Raw genomic sequence first — 20,577 nt, forward strand, 5'->3', positions numbered from 1 at the left:
GGGCAAGCAGATCGACAAGCTGCCAGGTGGTGCGAATTTCCTGAACGGCTGGCGTAGCCACCGGTCACAACCCAGGCAAGGCATTGCATTCTGGAGGTTGAATCGAAATGGCGACTTACAACTGGGATCTGATCGAACGCTTGCTGCACGAAGTGCAGAACGGTGCTGGCCACAGCTTCACCCCACGGCCTTATGCCGAGCAGCATGCGGCGGCCATGGCCGCCGAAGGCGAGTCCACGGGCAACCTGGATGAACTGAAGACCACCGCCACCGAATACGAAAAACTGCTGCTGGACCGCGGGTTCATCCAGAGCAGGCCGGAGCAGGAGGGCGGTAATGGCGAGAACTTCATGCTCACGCCCCGGGGCTCGAGCCTGTTGTGCTTGCTCGACAGCAGCATTCCGGGCAACGAGCATCCACGCCAGGTGCTGGACGAACAGGCCGATGCCCTGGACCCACTGACCTTCGACGAACTGGCGTCCAAGGCCCAGATCGCCTGAGTCAGGGACGGCGGGCGTCCTGCAGGCATTTCAGGTTGGTGAAGTCCTGGCGCACGCCGTCGATCTTCTTCAGCAGGCGCTGGCGTTGCTCGGGACTGCTGCTGGCCATCAGGTCCACCACGAGGCTGCGTGCGGCCTGTTCGGTGTGCTCGTAGGCCTGGCGGTAGTCGGCGGTCCACAGGCTTTCGCGGTCCACCAGCAATTGTTCGATGCGCTGCGGGAAGTCGCTGGCCCGCCGCTGCTGTACTGCAGCGCTGAACAGCGCCTGCCAGTGGGCGCGGTTGGCGAGCCACTGGCGGTTCTGCTCGCCCAGAGAGACGGACCATCGCTCGACACGCAGGCGTTGTTGTGGGTTCAAGGTACCGAGCCAGGCCCTGAGGCGTTTTTCCATGCGCTGGCTGCGCTGTTCGATCTGCCGTGCCAGGGGCGGCTGGAGGTACTGCTCGCGGTGTTCCTGCAGGTCCTTGGCCAGGGAGCTGTTCATCTGCGCCACTTGCCGCTCATCCAGGCCTTGGAGCAACTCCACGGCCGACGGGGTGATCTGGCGGGCGATCTCGGCGATGGCTTGCTTGGCTTCACGGGTGCGTGCCTGCAGCGCCGCATCATTGACCTGGTTGTCTCGGACCATCGACTGCAGGCGGTCGAGCCAGTCCAGGTAGCCTGGTAGCTGGGTGCTGCAATGCCAGCTCAGGTGCTGCTGCAGGCGCTGGTTGAGCCAGCTCTTCTGCTCGCTGTTCATATCCAGGTAATCGTCAAGGGTCCAGGGAATGATCACGTCCAGGTTGCGGTAGGCCAGGCCCACCCGGCTACAGGCACCCAGCAGCAGGCTGGCGATCAGCAAGGCGATGAGGAAGTAGTACCGGCGCGACATATCCAGGTCCTTGGGTGTGCGGGTTGCTGCATCTGAACCCCGATGGCCCCCGGCAGTTCAGCTCTTCTAGTAGAAGCTCCGCTCGGCCTTGAAGGTCAGCAGGCCGTCGCAGCGGCTGTTGTGTCCAGAATAGGCCGGGCAATCGCTGCCGTTGAGGCTGGAGTCGCTGTAGATCAGGTTGAGATCGATCCCCAGCCATGGGCGGGAGAACTTGATAGACCAGTCGTTGAAGCTGGAGATGTAGCCGCCCTTGGCCACCGACACGGCATTGTTCAGGCGGTAGGTGCTGTACTTGACGCTGACCCCGATCCCGAACGGAGGGTTGCCGCCCAAGTCGGCGAACAGGGTGCTGTTGCGTCGGTCCGGGTCGTTGCTGAAAGCCGCGCCGAAACGGCTGCCCAGCAGGCTCAGGCCGCCGTAGAGCTGCTGGCTGTCCTGGGTGCGCAATTGCGGATAGTTGTAGTGGATCACTCCCAGTTCATAGCCCAGGTTCTGGTCGAGGGGCTGCTTGAAGCCCAGGTAGGAATCGACCTCCAGGCGGCTCGCGGGGCTCAGGCCCAGGCTTGGCGACCACTGGCCGAAGTACCAGCCGCTGTCGTGGTCCAGGTCGAGGCCGCCATGGAAGGAGCCGCTGGAAGATGGTTTGACCAGGCCCTGGGCCATGCTGCGGCTGGGGCTGGTGCCCAGCTTGAGGTCGAAGTCGCCCAGCTCGCGCTGGAAGATCTGCGCTTGGGCCAGCGGGCACGCCAGGGCCAGGCAGATGGCCAGGAAAGTGGGTTTGCGCATGCAGCACTCCTTGGACTGCGGGGAGTGACAGCCTGGGATGGCTGAAACGATTTATCCAGAGGGCTGCAAGGATACCGGTCGTGGCCTGCAGGTTCGGGCCGTTCGTCGATTTTTGCGGGAGCGGGGGGAGAAGGTAGCGCCGGTCCCGACGCTTGGAGCAAGCGTCAGGGGACCAGGAAAAGCGGGGGAGTATTACTTCTTGCCGAGGCTGATCTGCTTGGACGGGCTGAAGGTCTGGCCGCTGACGCCCTTGGCGATCTGCTGGATCTGGCCACCGGATTTCAGGAAGGCCGCGACCTGTTCATTGATCGATTCGCTGGTTTCCACCACGGGGACAGGTTTGACTTTGCTGCTGGAGTTTTTTACTCGCATGATTGCCATTTAACCTTTGGGAAAATTAATTTGGCCAGCCATCCTAACAGACTCGCCCGATAATTGTTTGTTTCCCCGGGTGTTAGTGCAGGTCGGAGTTTATTCTTGCTCTTGAAGCGGTATCTCGAATATGTCGCTAAGTCGCTGTTTTAAATAAGACCTGCCCGGCCAGTGGCGGCTGCGGCGCGAGGGAGAATGGCCAAGATGGCGACCCCTGGCCTGACGAATGGGCTGCAGTCTGTCGCCAAAGCCAGGAAAACCGCAGCCTGGCGCGGATTTTCCGCCGCGGTGCCACAGCGGCGCCAACCTGGCCATGGAAAACAGGTAGAATGCCGCCCACGCAATGAGGGTATTGGAAATGGCTTTAGTCGGGCGTTACAACAGTTTGCAAGTGGTTAAACATACCAACTTCGGTTTGTATCTGGATGGCGGTGCGGATGGCGAGATATTGCTGCCCAATCGTTATATCCCCAAGGATATTCCCAGTGAAGATGAAGACTGGCTGAACGTTTTTGTTTACCTGGATAGTGCAGACAAGTTGATTGCAACAACCGAGAAGCCGAAAGTCCAGGTCGGTGAGTTCGCCAGCCTCAAGGTCGTCGAAGTCAACAGCATCGGCGTCTTCCTGGACTGGGGACTGTCCAAGGACCTGCTGTTGCCGTATTCCGAGGAAAAGCGCCAGCTCAATGCCGGTGATTACTGCGTGGTGCATGTCTACCTGGACCGCCACACCCGTCGCATCACCGCTACGGCTCGCCTGGATCGTTACCTGGACAAGACCCCGGCCAATTACCAGGCCGGCCAGGAAGTCGACCTGCTGGTGGTGGAGTCCACCGACATGGGCTTCAAGGCGATCATCAACAACAAGCACTGGGGCCTGATCCACAAGAACGAGGTGTTCAAGTTCCTGCGTTCCGGCATGCAGGAAAAGGGCTTCATCAAGGAGCTGCGTGCCGATGGCAAGATCAGCCTCAGCCTGCAACCTGTGGGGGCCCAGGCCGCCAGCAGCCTGAACGCCAAGATCCTGGCCAAGCTGCGGGAAAACAACGGCACCCTGGAGGTCAGCGACAAGAGCGACCCGGCCCTGATCAGCCGCCTGTTCGGGGTCAGCAAGGGCAATTTCAAGAAGGCCATCGGCGCCCTCTACAAGCAGGGCGAGATCGTCATCCACGCCGATCGTATCGAGCTCAGCTAAGGCTCGTTCCCTTCCACTCCGGGGGCTTGGCGTCCCCGGGGCGGCTCTCAGGCCACTTCGGCGGACGCCGTTGGCGCAAAATCCAGCAAGTCGATGAAGTTCTCCAGCAGTGGCGAGGCATTGAGCCGGTTGTGGCTCATGTACAGGCCGATGCCGGGATTCGGCTTGCGCCCCAGCGCTGTCAACGGGCGGAACACCACCTTGTCCCGCAGGGTGGTATCGGCCACCGATTCCGGTACCAGCGCCACTCCGAAACCACAGGCTACCAAGCCGATCTGGGTATGGACCCGCGCCGCTTCCTGGACCACCCGGGGCTGGAAACCGGCGGCTGCGCACAGGCCCATCAACTGGCTGTGGTATCCGCTGCCCAGGGGCTGGGGGGTGAACACGAAAGGCTCGTCGGCAAACTCCTGCAAACGCACCTCCTGGCTGTTGGCCAGTGGATGCCCGGCAGGCAGGGCCATGACGATCCGCTCGTCGAGGATCAAGCGTGATTCGATGGAGTCGGCAGGCAAGGGCAACAGGCGCATGAAGGCGATATCCGCCTCGCCCGCCAACAGGGCCTTGGCCTGGCTGGCGGAGGGCATCTCGCGGATGACCAGCCGGACCTTGGGATAGCTTTCGCGAAAACGCCGCAGGCCATGGAGCAGGCCATCGTAGTAGGTCAGGGACAGGGTGCAGATGGTGAGCTGGCCGGCGATACCTGCACCGACCTGGCGCGCTTGCTCGATACCCTGCTCCAGGTCCTTCAAGGTGCGGTAGGCGACATCGAGGAATGTCGAGCCGGCCGGGGTCAGCCTGACCTCGCGTCGGTTGCGGATGAAGAGGCCGAAGCCGAGCTTCTGCTCGAGGCGATGGATAGCCTGGCTCAGGGCCGGTTGCGCCATGAACAGGCGGTTGGCGGCCTTGTGGAAGTTCAGTTCCTCGGCGACCGCGATGAACTGCCTGAGCAGGCGGGTCTCGACCATTTCTCGCATTCCCTCGTTGGCATTGAGCGACAGGCCGCCATCATAGAGGCGCCGCCGGCAGGCTCCAACCGGGCCCGGGCTGATAGCTGCGGGGTATCAGTGGCGCATCGATAAAGTATCAAGTCCTCCCGTTGTTTGTTGTTAAGGTGCGGGCGACACAACAGGAGAGGCCAACATGGATTTCAAGGGTAGGACTGCCATCGTCACCGGGGGCGGACGCGGCCTGGGCCTGGACTATGCCCGCGCGTTGGCCGGGCTGGGCGCCCGGGTGGTGATCAGCGACCTGGGCACCGATCGCCTGGGCGCGGGCGCCGATGAGCAGGTGGCCGTCACCGCGGCGCGTATGCTGCAGGCCGAAGGCGGGCAGGTGGTCGCCCATGCCGGCGACCTGGCCGATGAAGCCACGGCCCGGCAGTTGGTGGCCCTGGCCGTCGATACTTTCGCCGGGGTGGACATCATCATCCATAACGCCGGCTGGGTCGGTTACCAGGGCATCGAGGACACCGACCGCGAGTTTCTTTCGCGGGCGCTGGACGTCAACGTGCAGGCGCCGACCTGGTTGTGCAAGCACGCCTGGCCCTATCTCAAGCGTTCTGGCGCGGCGCGGGTGGTCCTGACCACCTCGGACCGGGCCATGTATCAGCAGTATGCCCAACCCGGGCTGTTGGCCTATGCGGCCGGCAAGATGGCCCAGTTGGGCATCATGAATGCCCTGGGCATGGAGGGGCGGGAGCACGGGATCCTGGTGAACGCCGTCTCGCCGGTGGCCAAGACCCGGATGTGGGGCGTGACCGAGGCCCCGGTCGAGCTCAAGCCGGAATGGGTGACCCCGGGAGTGCTCTACCTGGCCAGCGCCGCTTGCCGTGATAGTGGCTACGTACTGCGGGCCAGCAATGGCCAGTTCACCGCGACCCGCTTCAGTGAGAACCCCGGGGTCGACTATCCCCGGAGCCTGGCTCGGGTCGCGGCGAGCAGTGTCGAGGATGTCGCCCGCCTGTGGGAGCAAATCAAGGAAGGCTGAGCGGCCTCAGGACAGCGCCGCGCACGAGGGCTGCAGCCGTTGTTGGCTCAGCAGCAGGCCCCCGCCAAGCAGCAGGCCGCTACCAGCAACCAGCAGGGCCAGTTGCAGGCTGCCACTGAAGTGGCTGCTCAGCGCCGCCAGGAGTGGGCCGCTCAACTGGCCCACGGCGAAACAGGCGGTGAGCAAGCCGGTGTTGCGCTGGACGGCGTGGGGCGCCAGCTCCCGGGAACGTTGCATCACCAGTTGCATGCAGGCCAGGAACGGCGTGCCGCACAGCAGCACCCCCAGCAACAGCCCCCAGCCGCTGTCCAGCAGGCAGGCGAAGACGCCGATGGCCTGTAGCCACAAAGTCGCGACCAGCCAGTGGCGGGTGCTGTCCGGATAGTGCCGGCGCAGGCTGACCAGCAATACCCCCAGGGCCGCGACCATGCCGAACCCGGGCCAGAACAGATCGGCCTGCCATTGGCCATGGAATTGGGTGCTGGCCATTTGCGCGAGAAAGGTCGCGGGGATGATGTAGCCCATGCCGTACAAACCGTAGACCAGCCCCAGGCGGCCCACGCCAGGCTCGCTCACGGGGTTGGCCTGGCCGGTACCCTGCGGGCCGGTGCCGGCCTGGGGCAGGATCGGCAGGATGACCAGCAGCATCAACAAGGCCACTGCGGCGTACAGCAGCCACAGGTCGGCCGAGTCGTGCCCCAGCAGATTGGAGCCCAGGGCCAGCAGGCCGGTGAGCATGATGCCCAGCCCGGGGCCGGCGAACACCAGTGCTCCCAGCCGCGGGCGCCCGGCAGCCTGGGCCAGGGGCTGGCTCAAGGCGGTGATCATCACCAGAGCCCAGGCGCTGGCCACCCCGGCGCCGAAACGCAGGAGCAAATGCGGCCAGAAGCCCTGGGCCCAGAACGACGCCAGGGTCAGCAGCACGCACAGCCACAACCCTCCCAGCAGGCGCCCGCGCACCTGGGACGGGCGTCGTGCCAGCATCGCATCCAGGGCGCCGATGAGATAACCCAGGTAGTTGGCGGCGGCTATCAGTCCGCCGGCAGTCAGGTCGACCTGGCCTTCGCTGATCAGGTGCGGCAACTGCGGGGTCAGGGCGAAGCGGCCAATGCCCATGGCCAGCATCAGGGCAACGAAACTGGCGAGCAGACGGATCAGGGGAGACATGGTCGTTGTTCCAGTGACAGGGGGGATGACCGTCAGGCTAGAGTCGATTGACTTTCGTTAAAAATGAATAATATTGAGCAACTTGTTCAGTTTTGGAGAAGGTTATGGAGTTCAGCCAACTGCGTATCTTCCAGGCCGTAGCCGAAGAAGGCTCCATCACCCGGGCCGCCGAGCGCTTGCACCGGGTGCCGTCGAACCTGTCGACCCGGCTCAAGCAATTGGAGGATCAACTGGGCGTCGAGCTGTTCCTGCGCGAGCGCCAGCGCCTGCAACTGTCGCCGGCGGGCAAGGTGTTGCTGGACTATGCCGCGCGCCTGTTCGCCCTGCACGACGAGGCCCAGGTAGCGGTGCTGGGGGGCCAGCCGGCCGGCGACTTTGTCCTGGGTACCATGTACAGCACGGCGGCCATTCACCTGCCGGGGCTCCTGGCGCGATACCACCGTACCTATCCGGCGGTGAACCTGCATGTGCAATCCGGCCCCACGGGCGAGCTGCTCGAAGGGCTGCTCGCCGGACGCCTGGATGCCGTGCTGGTGGACGGGCCGATGGAGCTGGCGGGGCTGGACGGCGTGCCCTTGTGCAGGGAGAACCTGGTGTTGATCAGCGAGATCGATCATCCGCCGGTGCACACGGCCCTGGATGTCGAGGGGCGGGCGGTATTCACCTTTCGCCAGGGCTGTTCCTATCGCACTCGCCTGGAGTCCTGGTTCGCCCATTACCATGCGGCAATGGGCCGGGCCATGGAGATCGAGTCCTACCAGAGCATGCTGGCCTGCGTGATCGCCGGTTCAGGGATTGCCCTGATGACTCGTTCGATGCTCGACAGCCTGCCCGGGCGCGAAAGCGTGGCGGTGCATCCCCTGGCCGAGCCGTTCGCCCACTGCACCACCTGGTTGATGTGGCGCAAGGGCATGGTGGGGGCCAACCTCAATGCCTGGATCGAACTGCAACAAGGCTCCGCTGGTCCGATAGAGCAGTCGGTGCGTGCCTTGGCATGAGCGGTCCTGGGCGATTGGCCATAATCCAGTAACAGTTCATTGCCATTACAGGGCAGCGCGCGGGAAAACTTAGGACTATTATCTGCTTGAGGCGGCGTATGACAGCCGCTTGGCATGACCCTTGAGGGGGCACTATGAAAGACAAACTGCAAAGCTGGCTGCACGACCTTGGCGTTGCACTGGGCCTGATCGAGCCACCGCTGCAACCGGTGCCGATTCCTACCGAGGAAGAACTGCGGCGCCGTCGGCAACGTCGTCGCTGATCTCGCTGCGAGAGCGGGGACAGGCCCCGGCTCTCGCCCGCAGCTCCCTGACGCCGGGCCGCAAGCCGGCCCTGCGAATCAATCCTCTTGTCGCCGTGACATCTCCAACAACCACTCGATCAGCTCCTGAACGCAGCGCAGTTCCTGGAGCGCGCGTTGTTCCTCGCCGGTGGGAACGCACAGGCCGAAGCGGTCCTCCAGGCGCCAGAGCAACTCTTCCAGATCATCCCGCTCCAGCCCAAGGTCCCTGAGCTCGCTGTCGTCGTCCAGGCAGGTGCGTTCGCCCAGCCAGCAGCGAATGAGCGCATGCACGGCCCGACGGGCTTCGCTGCGGTTCATCGGACCGCCTTGGGCGATGATCGCGGGTCACGGATGCATGGGGCGAAGGTCCCGGCGCCGGGTCTTTTCCAGGATGAACAGGCTCAGTTCGCTGATGGAGTGGATCCAGTACAGGTCGTGTTCGGCGTCGAGTCGGATGTCGAACTCGTTTTCCAGGCTGTGCAACAGGGCCTTGAGGTCCAGGGAGTAGGTGTCGCTGGTTTGCGCCTGGCTGGGAGGGGTCCGCCATTTCTGCGCCATTTGGGCTTCGATGGCCTGGCGGATGCTTTGCTGGATGTCGAAACGGTCCATAAACACCTCGGGGCAGGGGGAGAGGTTTTTATTGTTATGACCCCGTCCAAGGGTGATGCGATAGCGCGCACAGATGCTGCCAGCGATCCTTGTACCGTTCTCCTGCAGGAACGATCGTCGCTGAGTCAGAGTACAGCACAGGATTTTTGCCGCAGGGGTGACCATTCGTCCCCTGGGAAATGCCACAAGCCTTGTGCTGCGTTGCCTGGGCGTAAAAAAAACGGGTGCGGCCACCGACGCCGCACCCGTCGAAGAAAAACTTCAGCTACCGCTCTTCAGCTCAGATCGCGCTGGCCAGCGGGGCCGTGCGCCGCGAAGCCAGGCTGACCACCACGAAGCTCACCAGGCCCGCCATCAGGCTGTAGTAGATCGGAGTGTTGGCATCCAGGCCGTCCTTGAACATGAACACCAGGGCGGTGATGAACCCCAGGCTCATGCTGGCGATGGCTCCGGCGGTGGTGGCGCGCTTCCAGAAGATCGCCCCGATCAGCGGGATCAGCATGCCGCCTACCAGCAGGTTGTAGGCCAGGGTCAGGGCGCTGATCACGTCGTTGACCACCAGCGCGATACCCAGCACCACGATGCCGGTGAGCAGGGTGAACAGGCGGTTGATCCCCAGGCTCGATTGCTTTCCGCCACGCAGCCGTGGCAGCAGGTCCTCGGTCAGGGTGGTGGAAGCGGCCAGCAGGCCGGCGCTGGCGGTGGACATCATGGCGGCCAGGGCGGCAGCGATCACCAGGCCACGGATGCCGTCCGGCAACGAAGCCTTGACGATGGCGGCGAAGGCGTTGTTCGCGTTATCCAGATCCGGCAGCAGCACGTGGGCGGCCATGCCGATCAGGGCGCAGGCCAGGCCGTAGAGCACGCAGTAGAAGCCCGCCAGGGTGCCGGCGTACTGTGCGACTTTCTCGGTCTTGGCGGTGAATACCCGCTGCCAGATGTCCTGGCCGATCAGGATGCCGAAGAAGTAGATCATGAAGTAGGTGATGATGGTGTCCCAGCCGATGGTGGTGAAGCTGAAGCTCGCCGCCGGCAGCTTGGCCACCAGCTCATCCCAGCCACCGACGCGGTAGAGGCAGATGGGCAGCAGCAGGAGCATCAGGCCGACGGTCTTGATCACGAACTGGACGATGTCGGTCAGGGTCAGCGACCACATGCCGCCGATCGCCGAGTAGATCACCACAACGCCGCCGCCCAGCAGCACCGAGAGCCAGAACGGCAGGTTGAACAGCACTTGCAGCACGGTCCCGATGGCGAGGATCGAGGTCACGCCGATCATCAGCGCGTAGGCCAGCATGATCACCGCGCTGGCCTGGCGGGCCATGGGGTTGTAGCGCTTTTCCAGGACCTGGGTCACGGTGAAGATCCGCAGCTTGAGCAGCGGCTTGGCCAGGAGGAGGTTCAGGGCGATGATCCCGGCGCCGAGGGCGGCGCACAGCCAGAAGCCGGAGATGCCATGGACGTAGCCCAGGCGCACGGTGCCGACGGTGGACGCGCCGCCCAGCACGGTGGCGGCCATGGTGCCCATGTACAGGGTCGGTCCCAGGTTGCGGCCGGCCACCAGGTAGTCTTCGTGGGTCTTGGCCTTGCGCATGCCGTAGTAGCCGAGCACCAGCATGCCGGCGGCGTAGATGAGTACGACGAATAGATCTAGAGCCATGATGGCGTGTCTCCGATTATCTTTTTTATGTGAAACAAACAGGTCATGTACCGCGGTGGCTGGCGCGCCACCGTGCGCGGGTCAGGCGGCTTGGCGCAGGGAGCTACGCCGGGAACGAGGGGCATGCTGGTGGTCGCACGAATCCTCGGGGCGGTAGGTCTGGGCAGGTTTCGGGCAGGGGCCCGACAGAACGTTGCCGCAGCTACCTAGCGAAGAGGGGACGAGGGAGGGCGACAGGCCGCGCAGCGAGCCACTGAGGCGTTCGGGCACAGTAAGTCGGATGCCGGCGGGGATAGGGCGCAGGCGGTCGCGGGCTCTCGCGTTGCGTGCGTGGCCGGGGATCTGTTCGACCCTGTTGATTTCAGTACCGCTAAGGCGTGTTTCTTTGTTGTTGTTATTCATGATCTGCTCCGATCACATTGGCTAAGGGGGTGGCAGCCTTTCCGGCATCGCGGACAAAAAATCGTGGCAGGCCAGCCATAGGCCTTCTTGTTGTTGGCGCAACCCGAGGGTGGCGCGCTCCTGGCTAAAGTGTCGCTCCCCTTGCATGCGCGACATCGTGGCCACGTCATGAATTAACCCGCCGGCATCGGCTTGCAGGCCGGCGCCAACGTTGTTCGCGCTACGTGTCCGTACCACGAAACCATCCCTGGTCCGCCGCCGACCCTGCGATGCCGGTTCGGCATCACGGGGCAGCGACGGTTGGGGACGGTGGTGACGCAAGCCGGCATCGGCCGTTGGCGCCGCGAGCCATCCGGCTGCGGCGTCGAGTACGTAATGCCAGTGGCTCATGCCTTGGTTCTCAGCGATGAGTCACGCCGGGCAACACGCAGAGCATTTCGTAGAGCAGGTTGGCCCCCAGCAGCGAAGTGTTGCCGGTGGTGTCGTAGGGTGGCGAGACCTCCACCAGGTCGCAGCCCACCAGGTCCAGGCCCTGGCAGCCACGGACGATTTCCATGGCCTGGATGGTGGTCAGGCCGCCGATTTCAGGGGTGCCGGTGCCTGGTGCCCAGGCCGGGTCGATGCCGTCGATATCGAAGCTCAGGTACACCGGACCGTTGCCGACCTTCTCGCGGACTTCGGCCATCAGCGGGGCCAGGGACTTGTGCCAGCACTCTTCGGCCTGCACCACACGGAAGCCCTGCTTGCGGCTCCAGTTGAAGTCCTCGGCGGTGTAGCCCTGGGCCCGCAGGCCGATCTGCACCACGCGGTCGCAATCCAGCAGGCCTTCTTCCACGGCGCGGCGGAAGGTGGTGCCATGGGCGATCTTCTCGCCGAACATGTGGTCGTTGACGTCCGCGTGGGCGTCGATGTGCACCAGGCCGACCTTGCCGTGTTTCTTGTGGATGGCCCGCAGGATCGGCAGGGTGATGGTGTGGTCGCCGCCCAGGGTCATGGGAATGACGTTGTGCTCGAGGATGGCGTCGTAGGCTTCCTCGATGATGCGCACGGCGTCCAGCAGGTTGAAGGTGTTGATGGCCACGTCGCCGATATCGGCCACGTTCAGCGAGTCGAACGGCGCAGCGCCTGTGGCCATGTTGTAGGGACGGATCATCACCGATTCGGCGCGGATCTCCCGCGGGCCGAAGCGGGTGCCGGAGCGCAGCGAGGTGCCGATGTCCAGGGGAACGCCGACGAATGCGGCATCCAGGCCGGCAGGGGTGGTGACATGGGGAAGACGCATCATGGTGGCGATGCCGCCGAAACGCGGCATTTCGTTGCCGCCCAGTGGTTGGTGGAGAGTCTTGTCCACGGGATAGGCCTCATCGTTGTTCTATTTATGGGGTCGAGGCGCAGCAGGTCCTGCCCATTCGACCGAGTGAGGCCGATTCTGCGAAATGTAGTGCGGGGAAAGAATCGCTACGAGCAAATACTTAGTTCAGATTTTTCTAAACTAATTGCAGCGGGCAGGCTAGACTCTGGCGCGCTTTCCAAGGCCCTGCATGGCGCAGGCGCTCGCTCCCGGCTGGTGGTGCAGTCGCCGTCATCCGGGTTGCCGGGGCTGATTTGAATTGCACATGGACGTCATCGCAGTTACTCGACCGCCCAGCGTCGCGAGCCTGTGCGCCACAGGGAAGGTGTCTTTTTCACCTGCTAGCGGAGCCTGTCATGGCCAACGCTTTACCTGATCTGAAACTATTGCGCATCTTCGTCAGCGTGGTGAGGCATCAGGGGTTTGCCAATGCCCAGCATGAGCTCAATCTGTCGACGTCGGCCATCAGCACCTACATGAGCCAGCTGGAAGCGTCCCTAGGGTTGGTGTTATGCCACCGGGGGCGGGGCGGGTTCAGCCTGACCAGCAAGGGCGAGTTGTTCCACCAGGAAACCCTGCGCCTGCTGGGTGAGCTGGAGGGCTTCGAACAGTATGCCGCCGCGCTCAAGGGCGAGTTGCGCGGCACCCTGAACCTGGGGGTGATCGACTCCACCGTGAGCGACAAGGCCCTGCCGTTCGCCGAGGCGATTGGCGCCTATAGCCAGGAACACCCGGCGGTACACCTGCACTTGTCGGTGATGAGCCCCCACGAGCTGCAATTGGGGGTGCAGGATAATCGCCTGGACCTGGCCATCGGGGCTTTTTCCACGCGCATGAGCGGCCTGGTGTACATGCCGCTGTACCGCGAGCAGCACTGGCTGTATTGCAGCAACCGCCATCCGCTGTACAGCGAGCGGCGGATCCCCGAGCAGGTGATCACCCAGCAGCGCATGGTGGGGCGCGGTTACTGGAGCCAGGCCGAGTTGGCCCGGCATGGCTTCAAGCATAGCGCGGCGACGGTGGAGAGCATGGAGGCGCAGTTGATCCTGGTGCTCTCCGGGGCCTATATCGGCTACCTGCCGGAGCACTATGCCCAAGCCTGGGCCGACAGGGGCGATCTGCGGGTGCTGCTGCCCGCGACCTTCGGTTACCAGGCGCCGTTTTCCATGATCATGCGCCGTGGCCGTGGCCGGGAGCCCTTGATCCAGACTTTCCGGGACCTGCTCAAGGCCCAGTTGAACCAGGTCTAGCTAGCAGGCCGTTAAAAAACTACCTGTGTTGCCATCGCTGCGTTGAAAACAGGCTGGTGCGCCAGCCCGGTCAAAATGCTCATTTACCACGCGTAAACTGCGCTTTTTCGCTTGTTTTCGCCTTGCGCTGGCTGCCTCGCCTACATTTTTCAACAGCCTGCAAGGAGTTTTCATGTCTCGAACACGTTGCGAGCGATGCCTGCGTCCAGCTGGCCATTGCCTGTGTCCGCTGATTCCACGGTTATCCAGTCGCACCCGGGTATTGGTGTTGCAGCATCCGAGCGAGGTCAATCACGCCCTGAATACCGCGCGGCTGGCGGCACTGGGGCTGAGCAACGCCGAGCTGAGGGTCGGGGAAGTGTTCGAGGACCTGCCGGAGCTGCTCGGGCGTCCCGGATACCAGCCGCACCTGCTGTTTCCGGCGGACGCTGCCCAACCGCTGCGGGCCTACTCGCCAAGCCAGGAGCCAATGTTGCTGGTGGTCCCCGATGGTACCTGGCGCAAGGCGCGCAAGCTGCTGCATCTCAACCCGCTGTTGGCGCAATTGCCCCGGGTCACCCTGGAGGCTACGCCAGCCTCGCGTTATCGCCTGCGCAAGGCCCCCGGTCCCGGTGCCCTGTCGACCCTGGAGGCCATAGTCGAGGCGTTGCAGGTCCTAGAGGCACCGGCTTCGTTCGAGCCGCTGCTGCGTCCCTTCGACGCCTTGATCGAAGGCCAGATCGCCGCCATGGGCGCCGAAACCTACCAGCGCAACCACGCCAAGCCCTGATCCCGCTCGGGTTTTTCAGGGCCGGCGCAGGGTCTTCTGGCGCAGGATGTAGATGCTCACCAGCACCGCGCTGGTGAGCATGAAACCGCGGGCCCAGGGCAATGGCACCAGGTAGCAGGACAAGCCGATGCTCAGCCACATCAGGCCGATTGCATAGACCTTGCCCTTGAGCGGAATGCCGTTGCCTTCCAGATAGTCGCGGATCCATGGACCCAGGCGCGGGTGGTCTACCAGCCATCGGTAGAAGCGCGGAGAACTGCGAGCGAAGCAGGCGGCCGCCAGCAGCAGGAAAGGAGTGGTGGGCAGTACCGGGAGGAAGATGCCGAGTACCCCTAGCGCTACGCTCGACCAGCCGATGGCCAGTAGAACGTAACGCAACAGCAGGGGACGCTGGCCTATGGGCTTGGCCATAGGCTCAGGCTCAGTGGTGGCGAGGCTTGAGCAGTGCCGGTTTTTCGTCGGGGGCGTTGCACAGCAAGTACAACGCGGTCAGTGCTTCAGGAATCTGCACGATCATGTCGTCCATCAGGTTGGCATCGCTGGCGATGTCGGAGAACTCGGGCTGTTCGTCGAACAGGCCGGAACCCACCATGATCGGCAGGAGCATCTCGCTGACTTCTTCCTCGGCGGTTTCGAACCAGGCCGCTTCACGCAGGAATACGCCTTCCATGAAGCCGATGCACCAGCCGCGCAGGTCGGAGTCGTCCGGGTCGTCGCCCAGGTCGAGATCGCAAGGCAGTTCGAATTCTTCATCCGAGGCCAGCTGGCGCGCGATGTGCGCCTTCAGGGCCAGCAGGGTCGATTCGATGGCTTCGCGCTCGGCGGCATCGCGGTAGTGCGGCTCCTCGGCGAAGAGGGTGTCGATCCATTCACGCTCAGGGACGCTTTCCGAGCAGATCGACAGCGCGGTCAGGTAGCCGTGAGCGGCCACGTAGTCCAGCGCCTCGTCGTGCAGATCATCTGCATCGAGGAAGACTTGCAGGCGGGTTAGTTGCTCAGCGAAGGACATTGACGGCTACCTTGGGGAATAAACGATGCTGAATTCTAGGCTTTCTTGAGCGCCCAGGCCAGCCACGATGCAGCTGCGAGCGGTTCCAAAGGTTACCAGCGGTCCATTGTCGGCACCCTTTGCGGGGGAGGGCTCGGGTATACTCGCGCGTTTCGTGTGACCCGCCAGGCCGATGGCCAGGCCGGGTCCGCCCGCCCAGGCCGGTGCCGAGGTTCCAGGCACCGGTGCAAGTGGGCGTTGCAACCTGGCGGCGACGCCGTGCCAAGCCCCATCGCACAGGCGACCGGGCAACGGCGTCCCCCTGGTGATTTCCGTAATTTTTGGAGTTTTTCATGCTCGAACAGGCTCAGCGCGTCCTCAAGGACATCTTTGGCTACGACAGTTTCCGTGGTCGCCAGGGGGCGATCATCGAGCGCGTGGCCAGCGGTGGCGACGCGCTGGTGCTGATGCCCACCGGTGGCGGCAAGTCCCTGTGCTTCCAGGTCCCGGCATTGTTGCGCTCTGGCCTGGCGGTGGTGGTGTCGCCATTGATCGCGCTGATGGAGGACCAGGTCGCCACCCTGGAGGAGCTGGGAGTCGCAGCTGCGGCGCTGAACTCTACCCTGAGCCCCGAGCAGCAGCGTGACCTGGCGGTGCGTATCCGGCGTGGCGAAGTGAAGATGCTCTACCTCGCTCCCGAGCGGTTGGTCCAGCCGCGGATGCTGGCGTTCTTGCAGAGCCTGGATATTGCCCTGTTCGCCATCGACGAAGCCCACTGCGTATCCCAATGGGGGCATGACTTCCGTCCCGAGTACCTGCAACTGGGGCAACTGGCGGAAATGTTCCCCGAGGTGCCGCGAATCGCCCTGACGGCCACCGCCGACAAGCGAACCCGCGAAGAGATCGTCAATCGCCTGCACCTGGAGAACGCCGAGCGCTTCCTGTCCAGTTTCGACCGGCCGAACATCTTTTATCGGATCGTGCCCAAGGAGCAGCCGCGCAAGCAGTTGCAGGCGTTTCTCAACGAGCGGCGCAGCGATGCCGGGATCGTCTACTGCCTGTCGCGCAAGAAAGTCGACGAGGTGGCGGCATTCCTCTGCGAGCAGGGCTTCACCGCCTTGCCCTACCACGCGGGGTTGCCGGCCGAGTTGCGCGCCTATCACCAGAAGCGCTTCCTCAACGAGGAGGGGCTGATCATGGTGGCGACCATCGCCTTCGGCATGGGTATCGACAAACCCAACGTACGTTTCGTCGCCCACCTGGACTTGCCCAAGTCCCTGGAGGCCTACTACCAGGAAACCGGGCGTGCCGGTCGTGACGGCCTGCCGGCCGATGCCTGGATGGCCTATGGACTGCAGGACGTGCTGATGCTCAAGCAGATGCTGCAGAACTCCGAGGGCGACGAGCGCCACAAACGCCTCGAGCAGCACAAGCTCGACGCGATGCTGGCGCTGTGCGAGGAAACCCGTTGCCGGCGCCAGGCGCTGCTGGCCTATTTCGATGAAGACATGCCGCAGCCCTGCGGTCATTGCGACAACTGTGTCGATGGAGTGCAGACCTGGGATGCCACCGAGCCGGCGCGCCAGGCGCTGTCGGCGATCTACCGCACCGGCCAGCGCTATGGCGTCGGGCACCTGGTGGACGTGCTGTTGGGCAAGGACACGGAAAAGGTCCGCAGCTTCGGTCATCAGCACTTGTCGGTGTTCGGTGTCGGCAAGGCCCGTAGCGAAGGCGAGTGGCGCTCGCTGTTCCGCCAACTGGTGGCTCGCGGGTTGGCCGACATCGACCTGGAAGGCTACGGCGGCTTGCGCTTGAGTGACAGTTGCCGGCCGCTGCTCAAGGGCGAAGTCTCCCTGGAGCTGCGCCGCGATCTCAAGCCGCAAACCACGGCCAAGAGCACCAGCCAGGCCAGCCAGCTGGTCCGGGGCGAAGAGCGCGAGCAGTGGGAGGCGCTGCGGGCGTTGCGCCGCAAGCTGGCGGAAGAGCACGGCGTGCCGCCCTATGTCATCTTCCCTGATTCGACCTTGCTGGAAATGCTCCGCAGCCAGCCTGGGTCCTTGGCCGAGATGGCTCGGGTCAGCGGTGTCGGTGCCCGCAAGCTGGAGCGCTATGGCGCGGCGTTCCTCGAGGTGCTGGGCGGAACTGCCGAGGCGCCGAAGGTGGTTGCCGATATTCGTCATGAACTGATCACCCTGGCCCGTGCCGGCATGACTCCGGTGCAGATCGCCGGTCAGTTGCAATGCACCGAAAAGAACGTCTACACCCTGCTCGCCGAAGCGATCGGCAAGCAGCAATTGTCCCTGGAGCAGGCGCTGGATTTGCCCGAGGACTTGCTGGGGGAAATCCAGGACGCGTTCCTCGATGGCGAGGGCGAGCTGCCGCCGGTGGCCGAGGTGATCGAGTTGTTCGCCGGCCGGGTGCCCGAGGGCGTGCTGTACTGCGTGCGTGCGGCGCTGCAATCGGAGTTCGAGATTTAACTTGGGTGCGTCAATGTTGTAACGATTCAGTGCCTTACAGAACTTGCCTACTGGCAAGGGGCATGCTTAGCTGACTAATAATTAGTTTTTCTTTATTTTCAGCCTGATCATGAGTGTTTTATGCCGTTGACCGATGAACACCGTTTTGGCATGCAGCTGGCGCAAATGTCCCGCGGCTGGCGTGCTGAACTGGACCGCCGCCTGGCTGGCCTGGGCCTCTCGCAAGCCCGCTGGCTGGTGCTGCTGCACCTGGCCCGTTTCGAAGAAGCGCCGACCCAGCGCGAGTTGGCGCAAAGCGTCGGCGTGGAAGGGCCGACCCTGGCCCGTTTGCTCGATAGCCTGGAAACCCAGGGCCTGGTCCAGCGGCAATCGGTGATGGAAGATCGCCGGGCGAAGAAGATCGTCCTCTGCCCTTCGGCGCGCCCCCTGATCGATCAGATCGAGACTATCGCCACTGCCTTGCGCCATGAATTGTTCATTGGCGTCGATGAAGAGGACATGCGGGTTTGCATGCGTGTCCACGGACGTATCCTGGCCAACCTGGAAAAGTCCTGAAGCCTGCGACCGGGGTCGCCTGACTCCGGTCTTCATCATCTCCCATCATTGCTGATCCTGCTGGTCGCCACTGCGCCAGCGGGCCGCTGGCGCACGCTTGTCAGAAGGTCTGGCCCAGGTTCAGCGACAGTGCCTTCTGGTTTTCGTCGTTGAAGCCATAGCTGAAATTCAGCGGCCCCAGTGGCGTATCGAAGCCCAGGAAGATACTGGCCGCGTTGATGTAGCCGCTGTCGAAGGCGTTGTCGTTGTTCCAGGCCCGGCCCCGTTCCAGGGAGCCGCCCAGGTACAGCGGGAAATCCAGGGGCAGGTAGGCGCGTGGTGTGAGCCGGCGGAAATACACCGCGCGGGCCAGGCTGATGTTCTGTCCCGACAGGGCGTCTTGGCGAAACCCCGACAACTGTCGCGCACCGCCCAGCAGGAAGCTGGACGTCACCACGTCGGCAGTGTCCAGGGTCCGCCCATAGCGCCCGCCGAGGATGAAGGTGTTGGGGCCGCTGCTCAGGGCCTTGTCCAGCTTGAACTCCCATTGGCGGTAGTGCTTGTCCGAGCCCAGGCCCGGTTCGAACTGGCGCAGGGTCAGGCGAATGTCTTCACCCGAGTGGGGGAAGTAGACGTTGTCCAGGGAGTCGAAGGAGTACTGCAGCTGGTAGTAGCCTTCGTTGAAGTGCAGCTTCGGCAGGTCCTGGTCGCCGATGCGTACATCGGCGTTGCCCCAGGCTTCGCCCACACCGAAGCGCACCTCGCCGCTGTTGCCGATCTGCCGGCCCAGGTTGAGGCCGAAGCCGTAGCGCTCGACGCGATATTCGGCGATGGGGTCGTTGTCCAGGGTGGCCTCGACGTTTTGCGACTGCGCAGTGATGAATGGGGCGACGAAGTAGCGCGAGCCGGCATCCAGCGGTTGGTAGAACTCGCTGTACAGCTCCTGGCGGTCGCCGATCTGCAGTCGCGTCAGCCACTCCGCGCCGAGGCTGTTGATGCCGTTCATGCGGTAGCTGGCGCCGATGTTGAAGGCGCTGTCGCCGCGCAAGTCATCGGACAGGCTCAGGCCCAGGCGCAGGTAATCGGTGCCGCTGCGCTTGCCCCGGGCGCTGATCACCAGGGTATTGTCCTGGCCCTTGTGGATCACCCGGTATTGCACCTGCTCGAAGAAGTCCAGGCCGTAGAGGGTGCCCATGTCGGTTTCCAGGCGGCCCAGGTCCAGGGGCTCGCCGATGTGCTGGCGGATGTAGTAGCGGATGACGTCGTCACTGACCTTGGAATCGTTTTCCACCTTGATCTGGCTGATGATCGGCGTGCGCTGGCTGGGCTGGCGGGCGGCGGTGAGCTGCGCGGGCTGCGGATTTTCCCGGCGCAAGTGGGCCAGTCGGGTGTCGAGGATCCGGGTGGCGCGGTAGCCAGCGTCGATAATCTCCTGGGCGCGGCCGAAATCGGTGACGCCGAATGCCGAGAGTGCCGGCTGGACCAGCACGTCGTCCTTGTGCAGCGCGGCCAGCTGTTCCTCGGAGTTGCGCCGGGTCATCAGGGTGATGGACTGGGTCAGCACGTCGACCACTGTGTTGAGCTGCTTGCGCGAGCGTAGCGGCGTGCCGATATCCACCACGATGGCGATATCCACACCCATTTCCCGGGCCACGTCCAGCGGGATGTTGTCGGTCATGCCGCCGTCCACCAGCAACCGGCCGTCGAGTTCCACCGGGGCGAATACCGCCGGGATCGACATGCTGGCGCGAATCACCTGGGGCAGGTGGCCCTTGCGGAACACGACTTTTTCACCACTGGCGATATCGGTGGCTACCGCCCGGAACGGGATCGGCAGCTTGTCGAAATCGCGGGTGTCGCTGGCGTGGGCCAGCTTGCTTTCCAGCAACAGGGCGAGGTTCTGGCCCTGGATCACGCCCAGCGGCAGGCCCAGGCTGCCGTCGTCGCGGAAACTGAGCTTCTGCTTGACCAGGAAATCGCGGTCATCCTGCTTGCGCCGAAAGGGTACGTCTTCCCGGGGCGGCGCATCGGACAGGGCCTGCTTCCAGTCGATCTCCAGGGCCAGCTTCTCCAGCTCGTCGATCTGGTAGCCCGAGGCGTAGAGCCCGCCGATCACCGCACCCATGCTGGTACCGGCGATGGCGTCGATGCGGATGCCTTGTTCTTCCAGGGCCTTGAGCACCCCGACATGGGCCAGGCCGCGGGCGGCGCCACCGGACAGCACCAGGCCGATTTTCGGATGCGCAGGCTCGGCGCAATGGGCGATCACGGGGAGCAGGCAGAGCAACAGGCAAGACAGCAAGCGGCGCATCAGGCTTCTCGGGGCTGGCGATAAAGCCGGCTATTATAGCGACGCCCTCGAACTCAGGACCCGG

Annotated in this window: 21 protein-coding genes; 9 read left to right on the plus strand and 12 right to left on the minus strand. The window is 63.8% G+C overall.

What is annotated here, in order from left to right; translation table 11 throughout:
- The first annotated feature begins 107 nt into the window (after positions 1–107).
- Positions 108–500, plus strand: a complete 393-nt coding sequence (locus GDH07_RS06180) for a transcriptional regulator (RefSeq protein WP_152896927.1) — start codon at positions 108–110, stop codon at positions 498–500.
- Between the two features lies 1 nt (position 501).
- Here the strand turns inward: GDH07_RS06180 and GDH07_RS06185 are convergent, their stop codons facing one another.
- The 3 genes from GDH07_RS06185 to GDH07_RS06195 form a co-directional block, all read right to left on the minus strand.
- On the minus strand, positions 502–1,371 hold the full coding sequence (locus GDH07_RS06185; protein ID WP_152896928.1) for a DUF6279 family lipoprotein: 870 nt from the start codon (positions 1,369–1,371) through the stop codon (positions 502–504).
- A gap of 66 nt (positions 1,372–1,437) precedes the next feature.
- Positions 1,438–2,157: a TorF family putative porin gene (locus GDH07_RS06190; protein ID WP_053135194.1), complete on the minus strand. Its 720-nt coding sequence runs from the start codon at positions 2,155–2,157 to the stop codon at positions 1,438–1,440.
- A gap of 192 nt (positions 2,158–2,349) precedes the next feature.
- Positions 2,350–2,538 (minus strand): hypothetical protein, encoded by a 189-nt coding sequence (locus GDH07_RS06195; RefSeq protein ID WP_022642963.1) that lies wholly within the window; start codon positions 2,536–2,538, stop codon positions 2,350–2,352.
- Positions 2,539–2,887: 349 nt separating this feature from the next.
- Between GDH07_RS06195 and GDH07_RS06200 the strand changes: the two genes are divergently transcribed.
- On the plus strand, positions 2,888–3,724 hold the full coding sequence (locus tag GDH07_RS06200) for a CvfB family protein (RefSeq protein WP_022642964.1): 837 nt from the start codon (positions 2,888–2,890) through the stop codon (positions 3,722–3,724).
- 47 nt (positions 3,725–3,771) lie between these two features.
- Here GDH07_RS06200 and GDH07_RS06205 read toward each other — a convergent pair whose 3' ends face one another.
- Positions 3,772–4,692, minus strand: a complete 921-nt coding sequence (locus GDH07_RS06205) for a LysR family transcriptional regulator (RefSeq protein WP_152896929.1) — start codon at positions 4,690–4,692, stop codon at positions 3,772–3,774.
- A gap of 175 nt (positions 4,693–4,867) precedes the next feature.
- On the opposite strand from GDH07_RS06205, the gene GDH07_RS06210 reads away from it, so the two are divergent.
- Positions 4,868–5,713 (plus strand): SDR family NAD(P)-dependent oxidoreductase, encoded by an 846-nt coding sequence (locus tag GDH07_RS06210; RefSeq protein WP_152896930.1) that lies wholly within the window; start codon positions 4,868–4,870, stop codon positions 5,711–5,713.
- A gap of 6 nt (positions 5,714–5,719) precedes the next feature.
- On the opposite strand, the gene GDH07_RS06215 is transcribed toward GDH07_RS06210, so the two are convergent.
- Positions 5,720–6,880 (minus strand): MFS transporter, encoded by a 1,161-nt coding sequence (locus GDH07_RS06215; RefSeq protein WP_152896931.1) that lies wholly within the window; start codon positions 6,878–6,880, stop codon positions 5,720–5,722.
- 104 nt (positions 6,881–6,984) lie between these two features.
- On the opposite strand from GDH07_RS06215, the gene ptrR reads away from it, so the two are divergent.
- Positions 6,985–7,878: a putrescine utilization regulator PtrR gene (gene ptrR, locus GDH07_RS06220; RefSeq protein WP_053135185.1), complete on the plus strand. Its 894-nt coding sequence runs from the start codon at positions 6,985–6,987 to the stop codon at positions 7,876–7,878.
- Positions 7,879–8,012: 134 nt separating this feature from the next.
- Positions 8,013–8,141, plus strand: a complete 129-nt coding sequence (locus GDH07_RS32660) for a PA1414 family protein (RefSeq protein WP_022642969.1) — start codon at positions 8,013–8,015, stop codon at positions 8,139–8,141.
- 78 nt (positions 8,142–8,219) lie between these two features.
- Here the strand turns inward: GDH07_RS32660 and GDH07_RS06225 are convergent, their stop codons facing one another.
- The 4 genes from GDH07_RS06225 to speB form a co-directional block, all read right to left on the minus strand.
- The gene (locus tag GDH07_RS06225; RefSeq protein ID WP_152896932.1) at positions 8,220–8,480 is read right to left on the minus strand and encodes a hypothetical protein; all 261 of its coding nucleotides are present in this window, start codon (positions 8,478–8,480) and stop codon (positions 8,220–8,222) included.
- A 27-nt stretch (positions 8,481–8,507) separates the two neighbouring features.
- Entirely contained in the window at positions 8,508–8,771 is a 264-nt protein-coding gene (locus GDH07_RS06230; protein WP_022642971.1) for a hypothetical protein, read from the minus strand.
- Positions 8,772–9,051: 280 nt separating this feature from the next.
- Positions 9,052–10,431: a sodium:solute symporter family protein gene (locus GDH07_RS06235; protein ID WP_152896933.1), complete on the minus strand. Its 1,380-nt coding sequence runs from the start codon at positions 10,429–10,431 to the stop codon at positions 9,052–9,054.
- 802 nt (positions 10,432–11,233) lie between these two features.
- Positions 11,234–12,184: an agmatinase gene (speB, locus tag GDH07_RS06245; protein WP_022642973.1), complete on the minus strand. Its 951-nt coding sequence runs from the start codon at positions 12,182–12,184 to the stop codon at positions 11,234–11,236.
- Between the two features lie 356 nt (positions 12,185–12,540).
- Here speB and GDH07_RS06250 point away from each other — a divergent pair, with 356 nt between their 5' ends.
- Entirely contained in the window at positions 12,541–13,434 is an 894-nt protein-coding gene (locus GDH07_RS06250; RefSeq protein WP_031321135.1) for a LysR family transcriptional regulator, read from the plus strand.
- A gap of 172 nt (positions 13,435–13,606) precedes the next feature.
- The gene (locus GDH07_RS06255) at positions 13,607–14,203 is read left to right on the plus strand and encodes a tRNA-uridine aminocarboxypropyltransferase (RefSeq protein WP_152896935.1); all 597 of its coding nucleotides are present in this window, start codon (positions 13,607–13,609) and stop codon (positions 14,201–14,203) included.
- Positions 14,204–14,218: 15 nt separating this feature from the next.
- Here the strand turns inward: GDH07_RS06255 and GDH07_RS06260 are convergent, their stop codons facing one another.
- A complete protein-coding gene (locus GDH07_RS06260) occupies positions 14,219–14,614 on the minus strand; it encodes a YbaN family protein (RefSeq protein ID WP_152896936.1) in 396 nt (131 codons plus the stop codon).
- A 10-nt stretch (positions 14,615–14,624) separates the two neighbouring features.
- The gene (locus GDH07_RS06265) at positions 14,625–15,212 is read right to left on the minus strand and encodes a UPF0149 family protein (protein ID WP_053135167.1); all 588 of its coding nucleotides are present in this window, start codon (positions 15,210–15,212) and stop codon (positions 14,625–14,627) included.
- Between the two features lie 332 nt (positions 15,213–15,544).
- On the opposite strand from GDH07_RS06265, the gene recQ reads away from it, so the two are divergent.
- Together recQ and GDH07_RS06275 are read left to right on the plus strand one after the other, a co-directional pair.
- The gene (gene recQ / locus GDH07_RS06270; RefSeq protein WP_152896937.1) at positions 15,545–17,668 is read left to right on the plus strand and encodes a DNA helicase RecQ; all 2,124 of its coding nucleotides are present in this window, start codon (positions 15,545–15,547) and stop codon (positions 17,666–17,668) included.
- 120 nt (positions 17,669–17,788) lie between these two features.
- Positions 17,789–18,223: a MarR family transcriptional regulator gene (locus GDH07_RS06275; RefSeq protein WP_022642978.1), complete on the plus strand. Its 435-nt coding sequence runs from the start codon at positions 17,789–17,791 to the stop codon at positions 18,221–18,223.
- A gap of 100 nt (positions 18,224–18,323) precedes the next feature.
- Here the strand turns inward: GDH07_RS06275 and GDH07_RS06280 are convergent, their stop codons facing one another.
- Complete coding sequence (locus GDH07_RS06280; protein WP_152896938.1) at positions 18,324–20,513, minus strand: patatin-like phospholipase family protein; 2,190 nt, start codon at positions 20,511–20,513, stop codon at positions 18,324–18,326.
- Positions 20,514–20,577: the final 64 nt, after the last annotated feature.

Origin of the sequence: Pseudomonas piscis (genome assembly GCF_009380155.1) — a bacterium.
GTDB lineage: Bacteria > Pseudomonadota > Gammaproteobacteria > Pseudomonadales > Pseudomonadaceae > Aquipseudomonas > Aquipseudomonas piscis.

Coding starts and splice junctions, on each gene's coding strand:
- GDH07_RS06250 (WP_031321135.1), top strand. CDS start 12,541: ATGGCCAACGCTTTACCTGATCTGAAACTATTGCGCATCTTCGTCAGC.
- GDH07_RS32660 (WP_022642969.1), top strand. CDS start 8,013: ATGAAAGACAAACTGCAAAGCTGGCTGCACGACCTTGGCGTTGCACTG.
- GDH07_RS06280 (WP_152896938.1), bottom strand. CDS start 20,513: ATGCGCCGCTTGCTGTCTTGCCTGTTGCTCTGCCTGCTCCCCGTGATC.
- GDH07_RS06215 (WP_152896931.1), bottom strand. CDS start 6,880: ATGTCTCCCCTGATCCGTCTGCTCGCCAGTTTCGTTGCCCTGATGCTG.
- GDH07_RS06230 (WP_022642971.1), bottom strand. CDS start 8,771: ATGGACCGTTTCGACATCCAGCAAAGCATCCGCCAGGCCATCGAAGCC.
- GDH07_RS06200 (WP_022642964.1), top strand. CDS start 2,888: ATGGCTTTAGTCGGGCGTTACAACAGTTTGCAAGTGGTTAAACATACC.
- GDH07_RS06235 (WP_152896933.1), bottom strand. CDS start 10,431: ATGGCTCTAGATCTATTCGTCGTACTCATCTACGCCGCCGGCATGCTG.
- GDH07_RS06275 (WP_022642978.1), top strand. CDS start 17,789: ATGCCGTTGACCGATGAACACCGTTTTGGCATGCAGCTGGCGCAAATG.
- GDH07_RS06190 (WP_053135194.1), bottom strand. CDS start 2,157: ATGCGCAAACCCACTTTCCTGGCCATCTGCCTGGCCCTGGCGTGCCCG.
- GDH07_RS06265 (WP_053135167.1), bottom strand. CDS start 15,212: ATGTCCTTCGCTGAGCAACTAACCCGCCTGCAAGTCTTCCTCGATGCA.
- GDH07_RS06260 (WP_152896936.1), bottom strand. CDS start 14,614: ATGGCCAAGCCCATAGGCCAGCGTCCCCTGCTGTTGCGTTACGTTCTA.
- GDH07_RS06210 (WP_152896930.1), top strand. CDS start 4,868: ATGGATTTCAAGGGTAGGACTGCCATCGTCACCGGGGGCGGACGCGGC.
- ptrR (WP_053135185.1), top strand. CDS start 6,985: ATGGAGTTCAGCCAACTGCGTATCTTCCAGGCCGTAGCCGAAGAAGGC.
- GDH07_RS06185 (WP_152896928.1), bottom strand. CDS start 1,371: ATGTCGCGCCGGTACTACTTCCTCATCGCCTTGCTGATCGCCAGCCTG.
- GDH07_RS06255 (WP_152896935.1), top strand. CDS start 13,607: ATGTCTCGAACACGTTGCGAGCGATGCCTGCGTCCAGCTGGCCATTGC.
- recQ (WP_152896937.1), top strand. CDS start 15,545: ATGCTCGAACAGGCTCAGCGCGTCCTCAAGGACATCTTTGGCTACGAC.
- GDH07_RS06205 (WP_152896929.1), bottom strand. CDS start 4,692: ATGGTCGAGACCCGCCTGCTCAGGCAGTTCATCGCGGTCGCCGAGGAA.
- GDH07_RS06195 (WP_022642963.1), bottom strand. CDS start 2,538: ATGGCAATCATGCGAGTAAAAAACTCCAGCAGCAAAGTCAAACCTGTC.
- GDH07_RS06180 (WP_152896927.1), top strand. CDS start 108: ATGGCGACTTACAACTGGGATCTGATCGAACGCTTGCTGCACGAAGTG.
- GDH07_RS06225 (WP_152896932.1), bottom strand. CDS start 8,480: ATGAACCGCAGCGAAGCCCGTCGGGCCGTGCATGCGCTCATTCGCTGC.